The organism is Pseudomonas sp. M2 (genome assembly GCF_015751845.1).
In the GTDB taxonomy this organism is placed as follows: domain Bacteria; phylum Pseudomonadota; class Gammaproteobacteria; order Pseudomonadales; family Pseudomonadaceae; genus Aquipseudomonas; species Aquipseudomonas putida_E.
In genome coordinates this window covers 4,550,906-4,563,559 of the sequence record NZ_JADOUD010000001.1, presented here as the reverse complement: position 1 = coordinate 4,563,559, position 12,654 = coordinate 4,550,906, and the positions used below count along the sequence as shown (strand labels likewise).

Sequence of the window (12,654 nt, the reverse complement as noted above, 5' to 3'; positions counted from 1 at the left end):
CTGGGTTACCACGGTTTGACGCCAGGCCGGGTTTCAACCGGCCATACGCTGAAAACCAGGGGCGTATACAAAACCGGAGAACAGCCTGCGGGCAGTGCGTACCACCGAGGCCTGAATGGTCTGGCCATCAGGGCCACCGCGCGAAAGCGCGACATCGATACCGCCGCTGGGATGTTCCAGGCGTACTTGGGTGAGTGCTTCGGCAGTATCACCGAGCATGTCCATCACTACAGTGCCTGGGCTGACGCAGGCAGTTGCCAGCCCGATGGACCCTGTGATGGCCAGCGCCCGGTGGCAGTTGTGCGGCATGAAATACCGGACCTGCAGCGTACCGTCAAAGCGTGGTGCCGATATCAGCACGGGCTTTGGGATCACCATGCCGCTGACGTCGCCCAGGCCCATGGCCTTGCCCGCTTTCAGGCGCAGGGCTTCCAGGCGCTGCAGCAGGGCCGTGTTCGCATCCAGTTGCGCTGGGGTTTCCGACCCCGTTACGCCCAGTTGCGCGGCATCGACGATCATCATGGGCATGGCCATGTCGATGCAGGTCACGGGAATACCGTCGATCACATCCTTGGCCTGCCCCGTCGGGAACAGCTTGCCGGTCTTGCTACCCACGGCATCGAGGAAGGTCAGGTGAACCGGGGCGGCAGTGCCCGGCACGCCGTCGATCGCCGTACGCCCTTCGTAGCGCACGATGCCGCCGGGTGTCTCCACCAGCGAATTGACGAAAGTGTTGGTGTTGAGGTTGCGGATACGCACCAGGGTCTTGCCGTCATTGCCCTTGACCAGCCCTTGCTCGATGGCGAAAGGGCCCACGGCACACAGCATGTTGCCGCAGTTGGGGGCGGTATCGACGCGGCGCTGGGCAACCATCACTTGCACGAACAGGTAGTCGACATCGGCGTCGGCATGCAGCGAAGGGCTGATGATGGCCACCTTGCTCGTCTGCGGGCTGCCACCGCCGATGCCGTCGATCTCAAGCTCGTGACCGGAGCCCATCAGGTTGATCAGCAGCTCGTCGCGCTCGACCACATTGGCTGGCAGATCCCACGCATGAAAGAACGGGCCTTTGGAGGTACCGCCGCGCATGAGCACACAAGGAATTCGTTGCATGACTACTGACTCTTGTTGATCAATTGGGGAAATTGATGTTCTGGACACAAGAGTGACAAAGATTGATAAATCGATCCAATGCAAATATCGTCGCCATTGTTGCGTTTAACAAAACAATAAAGCGGTGAATTCCCTTAGGAAAACATCATGGAATATGAGCTGCAAGACATAAGATCTTTCGTGAAAATCGCCGAACTTGGCAGCTTTCACGAGGCGGCTGAGGTGCTGCACCTCTCGCAACCTGCGTTGAGCCGGCGGATAAAAAAGCTCGAAGAGGGTCTGGGAACACCCCTGCTCGAGCGGACCACCCGTCGCGTGAGCCTGACCACCGTCGGCCGCGATTTTCTGCCCAAGGCCAGGCGCCTGCTGGATGATTTTGAAGATTCGATCCTGAGCATTCGTGAACTTGCAGAGCGCCAGACCGGCCAGGTGACCCTGGCCTGCATCCCAACCGCCGCGTTCTACTTCCTGCCCTCGGTGATTCGGGACTACAACGAGCAGTACCCGAAAATCCGGATTCGGCTGCTGGACCTCAGTGCCAACGAGGGGCTGGAGGCGGTGCTGCGCGGCGAAGCCGATTTCGGCATCAACATGATGAGCGGCCAGCATCCGGATATCGAGTTCGTGTCGCTGGTGCAGGAGCGTTTCGTGCTGGCCTGCCGGCGCGACCACGAGCTGGCCGATCGCGCTTCGGTCACCTGGACAGAGCTTGCCGATTACCGGCTCATCGGCGTCGGCCGCCTCAGTGGCAACCGCATGTTGCTGGACCATGCGCTGTCCGGGCTCAGCTGGCGGCCGAAGTGGTTCTATGAGGTGCAGCACCTTTCCACCTCGTTGGGCATGGTCGAAGCCGGGCTGGGGGTGTCGGCCATGCCAAGCCTGGCCATGCCGGCTGCCGACCATCCAACGCTGGTGAGCATTCCGCTGATGGAGCCCGAGGTGACGCGCACGCTCGGGCTGGTGTATCGACGTGGGGCCTCGCTTTCACCAGCGGCAGAGAAGTTTGTTTCCATTTTGCTGGAGAAGTGGCCGAACCGTTGATCGGTTGGGGTTACTCAAGAGTCAGGTTTTTAACGGATTGTCCGGGGGCGGGATATCGGGAGGTGGACGCCACAGCAATCCCCAAAGGCCAAAAATCAGAACGCCGGCACAACATCGCCGTGGTAGCGATCCAGGATGAACTGCTTCACCTGAGGCGAATTCAACAATGCCCCAAGCTTCTGTACAGCCGGGTCGCTAGCCTTGTCCCTGCGTACATACAGGTAGTTGGCGTACGGCGATTCCGAGCTTTCGATGAACAACGCATCCTTGTGCGGCTCAAGCTTGGCCTCCAGCGCGTAGTTGGCATTGATCAGCGCCAGGTCCACCTGACCAAGGACGCGCGGCAGCATGGCGGCTTCAAGTTCCTTGAACTTCAGATGCTTCGGATTGCTGGTGATGTCAGCGGCGGTCGCCATGATATTGCCAGGGTCCTTGAGCGTGATCAGCCCCTGCTTGGCAATCAGTAGCAGTGCGCGCCCGGAGTTGGTGGGGTCGTTGGGAATTGCAACGATGGCGCCGTCCTGCAACTCGGCCACAGATTTGACCTTGCTTGAGTAGGCCCCGAACGGTTCGATGTGTACAGCAACAACCGGGACCTGGTCGCTATTGGGCCGGTCTTTCTTGTACGCCTCGTAGTAGGGCTTGCTCTGGAAGTAGTTGGCATCCAGCCGGCCCTCGTCTACCTGGCGGTCAGGCTGGATATAGTCGGTGAAGACCTTGATATCCAGCTCGACCCCCTGCTTGGCCAGCTCAGGTTTGAGGAATTCCAGAATCTCGGCGTGAGGCACAGGCACCACAGCGATCTTGAGCGTTTCAGCCTGTGCAGTACCGAGCGTGGCAGCCAGCAGAGCCAGCGAAAGTGCAATGCGCTTCACGAGAGTTTTCCTTGGAATCGTTGGAGGGTGAACGATGAAAGATCGAGGTCGGTCGAGCCCCGGATGCACCACTGGGCGAATGCCTCGCCCAAGGCGGCGGAGTGTTTGAAACCATGGCCAGAGCACGCTGACACCACCAAGGTGTGCTTCAGCGCAGGGTGTTCGTCGATAATGAAGTGGCGATCTGCAGTGACGGTGTAGGCACAAACGGCAGACTTGACGACCTTGTCGGTCACCCCGGCGATACGGCCTTGTACTTGCAACTCGTACATCTCGCGCTCTTCTGCCGCGCTCACGGTCCGGTCCAGCAGGTCGGGCAGCGATGCCGTGTGGTATTGGGCCGTGGCGATTTTCAGGCTGCCCTCACCCGGCAGCGCAGGGAAACCGTAATTGATTTTGTCGTCCCCGCGCCCATGGGTCAGGATGAACGTTGGCGATGCACCCTCAAGGCCCGCCTGGGCTTCGAGCTCGAACCAGAACAGCTTCTGCCGGTAGACACGCAGCAAACGGTCGAACGGCTCGCCCAACAAACCACCCGCCCAGTTGCCGGCACTGAACACCAGTTTGCGGGCCTTTAACGTACGCAGGTTGGTGCAGACCGTGACGCCGCTTTCATCCGAGCTGATCTGAGTAACCGTTTCACCTGTGTGCAGCGTTGCCCCGTGTTGCACTGCCAGGCGCAACTGCGCGTCGATGCACCGTTCGGGGCGCACGAAGCCGCCACCGGGCTCGAAGTAGCCGATCGCATCGTCGCGCACGTTGGCAAATTGCGGGAAGCGCTGACGGATCTGTGCAGCGCCAAGCACTTCGTGCTCGATTCCGTAGGCTTGGGCCAGGCCTATGGTGCGCAGGGTGAAATCGCTTATATCGTCCGGATCGAAGTCGGGACTGGAGGTCAGTGCCAGCAAACCGGACTGCTCGAACAACGATTCGCCAGACAGCGCCTCAAGTTCACGCCAGATTTGCTGAGCCCTCTTCACGATGGGAACATACTGGGCACCCTCGCCTACGGAAAGCCGGGTAATGCGCGTATCACCGTGGCTCGAGCCAAAGGTATGCGGTGGGTGGTAGCGATCGACCCCCACCACATCCACGCCCGCCTTGGCCAATTGATAAACGGTGGCGGCCCCCATGGCACCAAGCCCGATGACGACTACTTCGCAGTGCTCCACTGAGTATCGCTCGCTCAAAAAGGCGTTAGTTGAAAGCAGGCGGGCTCAGTAAACAAAGAATTAAAGGGTATATCGATATGCCCTTGAGTAGACCGTGTTCAACCTCAGCTTTCTTTCACTGGCGCGGGTGCCGTTGCGCGAGCGCATTTAGCAGCATTACCGGACCGATCGCTTGCCATCCACAACAGCAGTGACAAGCCCACCGCCAGCACTGCAATCAGCGCACCCACCCAGCCCAGCGCAGCCAGCCCCAACTGCTCAATGGTGACGCCGCCAATCACAGCGCCCAACCCGATGCCCGCGTTCGCCGCAGAGACGTTCAGCGTGCCGGCGAGGGCCTGCGCTTTGGCGCCTGCGATCATCACGCGCACCTGGCAAACAGGGAACAACGCGGTATACGCAATACCCCACGCGGCCAGGGCCACAACCAGCAACCACAGCGTATCGACCGCGGGTGGTGCACCCGCCATGCCGGCGCCCAGCACCGTCAACAACACGATGGTCGCGCCAAGCGGGCTGCGGTCGACCAGCCGCCCGCCGATGGCATTGCCAATCATGCCCACCGCACCGAAGCCCATCAGCCACCAGCCGACCTGCGCGCTGGGCACATGGGCAAGGCGCTCGAGCATGTCAGCCAGGTAGGTGTATGCGCTGAACATGGCAGTGAACACCACCACCGAGAGCGCGACGTGGAAGACGAACTTCGGATCCCGCAGGATGACCGTCTGGCGTTCGCCGCCCGCCCTTTTGGGGGCTTCCGGCAGCTGTGGCAGGAACACCCACATCAGCAGCGCAATGACCAGGCAAAGGCCCGAGATCAACCAGAAGGTGCCCCGCCAGCCGAGCGCATCGGCTGCCAGTGTGCCCAAGGGAATGCCGAACACGAACGCCGCCGTGATGCCCAGATAGACCCGGGCGACCGCCTTGCCTTCATTGCCTTTACCCGCCAGCTGGGCTGCCGATTCACTGGCGGTGCCCCAGAACACGGGAAGCGTCGCAGCAGCCAGGATGCGCGACAATGCCATGGTCCAGAAGTCAGTAGCGACCGCCGACAGCGCATTGGATGCGGCGAAGATCAGCAGAACCCCGAGAAACACCTTTTTGCGATCCCAGTGGGATATCGCAGCGGTGAGAAACGGCCCGACAAGCATCACGGTAAAGGCGAACACGGTGACCAACTGACCCGCTTTGGGCACGGTAATGCCCAGATCCCGGGCGAGCCCGGGCAAGATGCCGAGAATGATGAATTCGGTGGTCAGCACCGCGAACGCCGCCATCGTGAGGATCAGAATGCTGGTGCCTGCACGGGCATCTGCTGCCCCCGACAGGGACGCAGGGTTGGCATGCATGAGCGAATACTCCAGAACAGGAAAATGGAGCAGGAGGTTATACTGGAATAAAATTATCATCTTTGGTATTTAAGCAAGGATACTTAAGAAATTTATTCAACAGTTGGAGGCGCCATTGCTCAGTGAACAACGCTTGAAGGGCATTGCGGTTTTCATTTGCGTGGCAGAGGCCGGAAGCTTCACTGCTGCGGCCGAACGCATGAGCCTGACCACCTCCGCAGTCAGCAAAAGCGTGGCGCGGCTGGAGCAGCGCCTGAACATGAAGCTCTTCGCACGCACCACACGGCGCCTGGCACTGACCGATACGGGGGCCAATTACTACCAGACCTGCAAGCAGATCCTGGCCAGCCTGGAAGAGGCCGAAATGCAAATGCACAGTGCCCAGACCGAGCCCTGCGGCCGGGTGCGCATTGACCTGCCGGCGTCATACGGCAAACTGCGGGTACTACCGCTGCTCATCGAGTTCATTGCCGAGCATGAACTGCTGATGCCACACATCACGCTCACGGACCGCTTCGTCGATCCCATCGAGCATGACATCGACATCCTGGTGCGCATTGGCGGGCCGCAGACCTGGCCCCAGGGTGTAGAACGGCGGCTGATTGGCATCCAGCAGCACATCTTTTGCGCAGCACCGGGTTATCTGCAACGACGGGGAGTGCCTGAAACGGAGCGGGACCTTCATGAGCACGGGTGCGTGCTTTACGGCAGGACCGACGGCGGTGTGTATCCGCTGCACTTCCCGGGCGCTCATGCCAGTGACAGCGAGCAGCGGGTGGTCTCGGGCCGTATTGCAATCGGCAACGCAGAAGGCCAGCTTGCCATGGTGCTGGCCGGGCTGGGGGTGGCCCAATTGCCCTCCTGGCTGGTGCAGGAACATCTTGACGCTGGCACGCTGGTCCAGATCCTGCCTGAGCTGAGCACCATCGGCCTGCCTATCAACGTTGCATGGCTGAAAAGCCGGCAGTCGCTTCCTAAAGTAGCCGCATTGGTCGATGTGATCTGCGCCAGGCTGAGCCAGCAAGCAGCAGCCAAAGCCGGCTAGAGGGGTTGCTCAGCGCTTTGCTCCCCTTCTGCAGGCTGGGTGGTCGAGAGCTCCAGCGCCCCCCTGAGCAAGGCATTGAGCATCGCGCCTGCCTCGCCACCCCGCCCCTCCAACAGCCTCAGCGGAATTCCCTTCAGTGCAGTGGCCGACTCGGCCAGGCCATCACCCAGCAGCGCCAATGGGCAGGCGATATCCATCTGCAAGGCGCGCAGACGATCTGCCAGGCCACTGCTCACTGGGGGCTGCACCAGAACCACCAGCGCGGCAGGCGCAATGGCTGCACACAGCAGTGGCAACTCCTCAAGTGGTTGTTCGCTGCTCAGCACGTCGATACGCTGCTGCTCACCGCTCAGCAGCAAGCCGTGGCACAGCAGTTCAAGCTCAGCACTGCCCCCGGTACCGGCCAACAGCACGCGCGGGGCGTTGGCCTGGTTCAACTGCAGGCGCAACAGCAACCGGGCGCGCAGAAAGGCATCGAGAAACAGCCACTGGCTACGCTGGCCGTAAGAGCTGCCCGACTGTAATGTGCACCACACAGGCATCAGTACGTCGAGCAACACCGTGGTTTTGGGGAACAGGGTGAACAGCTGCCCGTGAATACCCTCGAGCGCCTGGCCATCGAACGTCTGGGTTGCACGTAGCACGGCAGCACGCCACGCGGCAAAGCCATCAGCAGCCGGTTCAACCGTTTGCTCGTATGCGTCTCGCCGTCTGGCCAGCATTTCGCTGACTTTGCCGATCGGCAGGCCACTGGCGGTCCAGCGCAGTATGTCGCGGATGTGCTGGACATCCTGTGCGGTGTACAGGCGATGGCCGCCCTCGGTGCGCTGCGGGCGGATCAGGCCATGACGACGCTCCCAGGCACGCAAGGTCACCGGGTTGACCCCGGTCAGGCTGACAACGTCACGCATTGGCAACAGGTCGGTGAAGGTCGCTTCGTTCATTGCGGCGGGTCATCAGGACGGTTACACATACTAAACCTATAGCTGCATGCAGGCTAAGCTGCGCATAAGCATACGCAACCACTTCGAGGAGGCCCCATGATCGACGCAAAACTCCTGCAATTGATGGTCGAGGCGTCCAACGACGGCATCGTCATTGCCGAGCAGGAAGGAAACGACAGCATCCTCATCTACGTCAACCCCGCCTTCGAGCGCCTGACCGGCTACGCGGCCGATGACATCCTCTATCAGGATTGCCGCTTCCTGCAGGGCCAGGACCATGACCAGGAAGCGCTGGATGCCATTCGCCAGGCCATCCTGGACGGGCGCCCGTGCTGCCAGGTGCTGCGCAATTACCGCAAGGACGGCAGCCTGTTCTGGAATGAACTGTCGATTTCGCCGATACGAAACGAGGCCGATCAATTGACGTATTACATTGGCATACAGCGTGATGTCACGGCCCAGGTGTTCGCCGAGGAGAGAGTACGAGAGCTGGAAGCGGAGGTCGCCCAATTGCGGCGACAACTGGATGACAGGGACAGCTGACACCCCCGCGCAAAACTGTACAAAATTATGACCCTGTATAGCTTTATGCAGCGGGATCGACTATACCTGTACAAGAAACCATTTTTGTACAGGGCCGCGCATGTCCAGCTACCTGCAAACCTTCGCCGAACGCTTTGCCAGCCTCGATGCGGACAACCTCGACCGCCTGGGTGACTTGTACAGCGAGGATGTCACCTTCCGCGACCCTCTGCACAAGATCGACGGGCTGAGCGACCTGCGTGCCTACTTCGCTGAGCTCTACGCCAACACCCAGGAGGTGCGTTACACCTTCGAGGGTACCGACGAGGTCCAACCGGGCCACGGTTACATTCGCTGGACCCTGCATTTTCGCCACCCACGCCTGGCCAACGGGCGCCTGATCAGCCTGCAGGGTTGCAGCCACCTTCGCTGGCACGAACGCGTGCACTTTCATCAAGACTACTTCGACGCCGGTGCACTGCTTTACGAGCATGTGCCAGTAGTAGGCAGCGCTGTGCGTTGGCTCAAGGGGCGGCTGGCATGAGCCGCTGCTGGCTGACCGGTGCCAGCAGCGGCATCGGCGCCGCGCTGGCGCAACAGCTGCTGGAACAGGGCCATCAGGTTGCGCTGGGTGGCCGGCAGGCCGAAAACCTGGCGCCGCTGACCGCGCAGTTTCCACAGCAGACGTTGCTGGCCATCGGCGATATCAGTGACCCTCGGCAGGTCGCTGATGTTGCCGCGCACATCGAACGCAGCTGGGGCGCGCTCGACCTGGTGATTCTCAATGCAGGCACCTGTGAATACCTGGAGCCGGGCCATTTCGACCCAGAGCTGGTCGAGCGCGTGGTGGGCACCAACCTGATCGGCGTCAGTCACTGCCTGCACGCTGCCCTGCCCTTGCTGCGCCGTGGCCAACGCCCGCACCTAGTGGTGATCGGCAGCTCGGTGTCCTGGCTGGCGCTGCCCCGTGCCGGGGCCTACGGTGCCTCCAAAGCGGCCGTGCGCTACCTGATCGAGTCGCTGCGCATCGATCTGGTCAACGAGGGCATCGATGTCACGCTAATCAGCCCTGGCTTTGTCGATACGCCATTGACCCGCCGCAATGACTTCCCCATGCCCCAGATCTGGAGTGCAGAACGCGCCGCCAGGCACATTGCCGTGCGTTTGCCCAAGCGCCCGCTAGAAATCAACTTCCCCGGCGTATTCACTCTGGTACTGCGCCTGCTGGGCGCAATGCCGGTGCGCTGGCGACTGAAGCTAGGCCAGCGCCTGGCACGCAAGCAACAGGACTGAAACAGACATGCGCATCGCAATCATCGGCAGCGGTATTGCCGGCCTCACCTGTGCCTATCTGCTCTCTCGGCGGCATGAAGTCACTGTGTTCGAGGCCGCCGACTGGATCGGTGGCCACACCCATACCGTCGATGTCCAATGGGGTGGCCGGCAGTACGCAGTGGATACCGGTTTTATCGTATTCAACGACTGGACCTACCCGCACTTCATCCGCCTGCTCGACCAGCTCAAGGTTGCCTCCAGGCCCACCGAAATGAGCTTTTCGGTGCATGACCCGCGTAACGGTTTCGAATACAACGGCCATGACCTCAACACGCTGTTCGCCCAGCGTAGCAACCTGTTATCGCCAGGCTTCTGGGGCATGCTGCGCGATATCCTGCGCTTCAACCGCAAGGTCCTTGCCGACCTGGACAGCCAGCGTATCGACGAAGCCACCACCCTGGGTGGCTACCTGCAGACGCAGGGCTATGGCCAGCGCTTCATCGACCACTACATCGTGCCGATGGGCTCGGCTATCTGGTCGATGTCACGCGCCGACATGCTCGGTTTTCCGCTGCAGTTCTTCGTGCGCTTTTGCCGTAACCACGGCCTTCTCTCGGTGAGCAACCGCCCGCAATGGCGGGTGATCGAGGGTGGTTCACGCAGTTACCTGGCGCCGTTGTGCAAGCCATTCGCCGAGCGCATCCGCCTCAACTGCCCGGTTGACCGTGTCAGCCGTGACGAAGGCGGCGTGACCGTGTTCAGCGCGGCCGGCAGCGAGCGCTTCGATAATGTGGTGTTCGCCTGCCACAGCGACCAGGCTTTGGCCTTGCTGGAGGCGCCCAGTGCCGATGAGCGCGCAATACTCGGCGCCATCACCTACGCCAGCAACGACGTGGTGCTGCACACCGACACCCGCCTGCTGCCAACCCGGCGCAAAGCCTGGGCCAGTTGGAACTACCGCCTCGGCGGCCCGCAGCAGGCACCGGCCGCGCTGACCTACGCGATGAACATCCTGCAAGGTATCGAAGCGCCGGTGACCTTCTGCGTGAGCCTGAACCAGACCGCACTGGTGGACCCGACGCAGATCCTCGCCCGCTTCAACTATGCGCACCCGCAGTACAGCCTCGTCGCCCTCGCTGCCCAGGCCCGACAGGCTGAATTGCAGGGCCGACAGCACAGCTACTTCTGCGGCGCCTACTGGGCCAACGGCTTCCACGAGGACGGCGTGGTCAGCGCCTTGAAAGTGGCTGAGTTTTTTGGGGAAGGCTTGTGATCAGCAGCCTGTGCCACGGCTGGGTCAGCCATAGGCGCCTGACACCACGCCAGCATGCCTTCCGCTATCGGATCGGCATGTTCTACCTGGACCTGGACGAGCAACCCCGCCTGCTCAGCCTCAGCCGCTGGCTGGGGCGGTCGCGACTGGCGCCGCTGAGCTGGCGCGAAAGCGATTACCTGCCGGCGCTGACCCGCAATGGCATGCCATTGGCCCAGGCCGCTCGGCAATTGGTCGGCCAGGCCACCGGGCAAACGCCTGAAGGCGCCGTGCACCTGCTAACCCAGCCGCGCTGCTGGGGCCTTTCGTTCAACCCGGTGAGTGTCTACTTCTGCCACGACCCCGCCGGCCAGTTGCAGGCGATCCTGCTGGAGGTGCGCAACACGCCATGGCGCCAGCGCTTTCACTACGTGTTGCCGGTGCAAGACGGCCTGTCTACCGGGTTTTGCGTGGCCAAGGCGTTCCATGTGTCGCCGTTCATGCCCCTGGACATGGAGTACCGCCTGCGTTTTCTGCTCGATGCGCGACGCGTACACGTGCACATGGAGAACTGGCGCGAGGGGCAAAAGGTGTTCGATGCCGACCTCGCGCTGCAACGCGGGCCGCTGGATCGCGCCGCTCTGCACCGCCATATCCTGAGTTTCCCCTGGATGAGCCTGCGCACCGTAGCAGCCATCTACTGGCAGGCCTTGCAGCTGCTGCTCAAGCGCACGCCCATCCACGACCATAGCGCCAGCCTGGGTAACCTGAGCCTGGGCCAAGCCGCCTCCAAGGAGTTAGATGATGACCGAGCCCACCCTGAGCGTTAGCAAGTCCACCGGCCTGACACCGCTGCTTGGCAACCTGGCCAGGACGGCCGTGCTGGCCCAGTTGCGCCGCTTGGCCCGCGGCAGTTTACGGGTGATCTGCAACGATCGTCAGTGGACCTTCGGTGAAGCCGGCAGTGCTCTGCACGCCCAGGTCGAAATCGTTGACGAGGCCGCCTGGAGCCTGGTCGCCAGTAACGGCTCGATCGGCGCCGGGGAAGGCTATATCCATGGCTACTGGCGCACCCCCGACCTGGCCGCAGTCACCCGTGTGTTCGTCGCCAACCTTGAGGTGCTCGATGCCATGGAGGGCGGGCTGGCACGCTTGGCACGCCCGGCCCTGCACCTGCTGCACCGGCTCAACCGCAATAGCCGACGCGGTTCACGGCGCAACATCCTGGCCCATTACGACCTGGGCAACGCCTTGTTCGAACGCCTGCTCGACCCAACCATGATGTACTCGGCGGCGCAGTTCGAGAGCGCCGAGCAAACCCTGGAGCAGGCGCAACTGAACAAGCTTGAACGCATCTGCCAGAAGCTCGAGCTCAAACCCCACGAACACCTGCTGGAAATCGGCACCGGCTGGGGCAGCCTGGCCATCCATGCTGCCACCCAGTATGGCTGCCGCGTCACCACCACGACGCTGTCCGAGGCGCAGTACGCCCACACCCTGCAACGGGTGCAAGCGCTGGGCCTTACGCAACGCATCACGGTGCTGCGCGAGGACTACCGCGACCTGAGCGGGCGCTTCGACAAGCTGGTTTCGATCGAGATGATCGAGGCCGTCGGCCACCGTTACCTGCCCACTTACTTCCGCCAGTGTGCCGCACTGCTCAAGGAGGATGGCCTGATGCTGCTGCAGGCCATCACCATTCGCGATCAACGTTACGCCCAGGCGCGGCGCTCGGTGGATTTCATCCAGCGCTACATATTCCCAGGCGGTGCGCTGCCATCACTGAGCGTGCTGCTGGACACCGCCAGCCGCAAGACCGGGTTGAACCTGGTGCATATGGAGGACTTTGGCCAGGACTATGCCCGCACCTTGCGCCATTGGCGCGATAACCTGCGCCAGGCGCGCACGGCACTCAAGGAACTGGGTTACGACGAAACCTTCCAGCGCCTGTGGGAGTTCTACCTGTGTTACTGCCAGGGCGGCTTCGAGGAACGTGCCATTGGCGTGGCGCAACTGCTGTGGGCCGCGCCGCAAGCCCGTCGGGCGCCTTTGCCAGGTGCCTGAAC

General features: G+C 61.9%; 13 protein-coding genes. 8 read left to right on the top strand and 5 right to left on the bottom strand.

Annotation, left to right across the window (positions count from 1 at the left end):
- Positions 1–33: 33 nt before the first annotated feature.
- The gene (locus IWW33_RS21285; RefSeq protein WP_174142488.1) at positions 34–1,113 is read right to left on the bottom strand and encodes a 4-oxalomesaconate tautomerase; all 1,080 of its coding nucleotides are present in this window, start codon (positions 1,111–1,113) and stop codon (positions 34–36) included.
- A gap of 147 nt (positions 1,114–1,260) precedes the next feature.
- Between IWW33_RS21285 and IWW33_RS21280 the strand changes: the two genes are divergently transcribed.
- Positions 1,261–2,154 carry a LysR family transcriptional regulator gene (locus IWW33_RS21280; protein WP_012315010.1) on the top strand — a complete coding sequence of 298 codons (894 nt, stop codon included), beginning with the start codon at positions 1,261–1,263 and terminating at the stop codon, positions 2,152–2,154.
- A 95-nt stretch (positions 2,155–2,249) separates the two neighbouring features.
- Here IWW33_RS21280 and IWW33_RS21275 read toward each other — a convergent pair whose 3' ends face one another.
- The 3 genes from IWW33_RS21275 to IWW33_RS21265 form a co-directional block, all read right to left on the bottom strand.
- Entirely contained in the window at positions 2,250–3,029 is a 780-nt protein-coding gene (locus IWW33_RS21275) for a MetQ/NlpA family ABC transporter substrate-binding protein (protein WP_012315011.1), read from the bottom strand.
- A complete protein-coding gene (gene solA, locus IWW33_RS21270; RefSeq protein WP_174142489.1) occupies positions 3,026–4,201 on the bottom strand; it encodes an N-methyl-L-tryptophan oxidase in 1,176 nt (391 codons plus the stop codon). Before solA ends, IWW33_RS21275 begins: the two co-directional genes overlap by 4 nt.
- Positions 4,202–4,305: 104 nt before the next feature.
- Positions 4,306–5,550 carry an MFS transporter gene (locus IWW33_RS21265; protein WP_174142490.1) on the bottom strand — a complete coding sequence of 415 codons (1,245 nt, stop codon included), beginning with the start codon at positions 5,548–5,550 and terminating at the stop codon, positions 4,306–4,308.
- 115 nt (positions 5,551–5,665) lie between these two features.
- Here IWW33_RS21265 and IWW33_RS21260 point away from each other — a divergent pair, with 115 nt between their 5' ends.
- Positions 5,666–6,595: a LysR family transcriptional regulator gene (locus IWW33_RS21260; RefSeq protein WP_115275514.1), complete on the top strand. Its 930-nt coding sequence runs from the start codon at positions 5,666–5,668 to the stop codon at positions 6,593–6,595.
- On the opposite strand, the gene IWW33_RS21255 is transcribed toward IWW33_RS21260, so the two are convergent.
- Entirely contained in the window at positions 6,592–7,539 is a 948-nt protein-coding gene (locus IWW33_RS21255) for a MerR family transcriptional regulator (protein ID WP_174142491.1), read from the bottom strand. The genes IWW33_RS21260 and IWW33_RS21255 overlap by 4 nt on opposite strands.
- A 96-nt stretch (positions 7,540–7,635) precedes the next feature.
- Here IWW33_RS21255 and IWW33_RS21250 point away from each other — a divergent pair, with 96 nt between their 5' ends.
- The 6 genes from IWW33_RS21250 (at position 7,636) to IWW33_RS21225 (ending at position 12,652) form a co-directional block, all read left to right on the top strand.
- Positions 7,636–8,082, top strand: a complete 447-nt coding sequence (locus IWW33_RS21250) for a PAS domain S-box protein (RefSeq protein ID WP_046785752.1) — start codon at positions 7,636–7,638, stop codon at positions 8,080–8,082.
- A 100-nt stretch (positions 8,083–8,182) separates the two neighbouring features.
- The gene (locus IWW33_RS21245; RefSeq protein WP_115274410.1) at positions 8,183–8,605 is read left to right on the top strand and encodes a nuclear transport factor 2 family protein; all 423 of its coding nucleotides are present in this window, start codon (positions 8,183–8,185) and stop codon (positions 8,603–8,605) included.
- Positions 8,602–9,354, top strand: coding sequence for an SDR family NAD(P)-dependent oxidoreductase (locus tag IWW33_RS21240; RefSeq protein ID WP_174142492.1), 753 nt, complete (start codon positions 8,602–8,604; stop codon positions 9,352–9,354). The genes IWW33_RS21245 and IWW33_RS21240 overlap by 4 nt, the downstream gene beginning before the upstream one ends.
- 7 nt (positions 9,355–9,361) lie before the next feature.
- A complete protein-coding gene (locus IWW33_RS21235; RefSeq protein ID WP_174142493.1) occupies positions 9,362–10,609 on the top strand; it encodes an FAD-dependent oxidoreductase in 1,248 nt (415 codons plus the stop codon).
- Positions 10,606–11,418, top strand: coding sequence for a DUF1365 domain-containing protein (locus IWW33_RS21230; protein ID WP_115274408.1), 813 nt, complete (start codon positions 10,606–10,608; stop codon positions 11,416–11,418). The genes IWW33_RS21235 and IWW33_RS21230 overlap by 4 nt, the downstream gene beginning before the upstream one ends.
- Positions 11,393–12,652, top strand: a complete 1,260-nt coding sequence (locus tag IWW33_RS21225) for a cyclopropane-fatty-acyl-phospholipid synthase family protein (RefSeq protein ID WP_174142494.1) — start codon at positions 11,393–11,395, stop codon at positions 12,650–12,652. The genes IWW33_RS21230 and IWW33_RS21225 overlap by 26 nt, the downstream gene beginning before the upstream one ends.
- Positions 12,653–12,654: the final 2 nt, after the last annotated feature.

What these genes read in the sequence shown, in the direction of transcription:
- IWW33_RS21285 (WP_174142488.1), bottom strand. Translation starts at nt 1,113, where the DNA reads ATGCAACGAATTCCTTGTGTGCTCATGCGCGGCGGTACCTCCAAAGGC.
- IWW33_RS21280 (WP_012315010.1), top strand. Translation starts at nt 1,261, where the DNA reads ATGGAATATGAGCTGCAAGACATAAGATCTTTCGTGAAAATCGCCGAA.
- IWW33_RS21265 (WP_174142490.1), bottom strand. Translation starts at nt 5,550, where the DNA reads ATGCATGCCAACCCTGCGTCCCTGTCGGGGGCAGCAGATGCCCGTGCA.
- IWW33_RS21255 (WP_174142491.1), bottom strand. Translation starts at nt 7,539, where the DNA reads ATGAACGAAGCGACCTTCACCGACCTGTTGCCAATGCGTGACGTTGTC.
- IWW33_RS21250 (WP_046785752.1), top strand. Translation starts at nt 7,636, where the DNA reads ATGATCGACGCAAAACTCCTGCAATTGATGGTCGAGGCGTCCAACGAC.
- IWW33_RS21245 (WP_115274410.1), top strand. Translation starts at nt 8,183, where the DNA reads ATGTCCAGCTACCTGCAAACCTTCGCCGAACGCTTTGCCAGCCTCGAT.
- IWW33_RS21240 (WP_174142492.1), top strand. Translation starts at nt 8,602, where the DNA reads ATGAGCCGCTGCTGGCTGACCGGTGCCAGCAGCGGCATCGGCGCCGCG.
- IWW33_RS21235 (WP_174142493.1), top strand. Translation starts at nt 9,362, where the DNA reads ATGCGCATCGCAATCATCGGCAGCGGTATTGCCGGCCTCACCTGTGCC.
- IWW33_RS21225 (WP_174142494.1), top strand. Translation starts at nt 11,393, where the DNA reads ATGACCGAGCCCACCCTGAGCGTTAGCAAGTCCACCGGCCTGACACCG.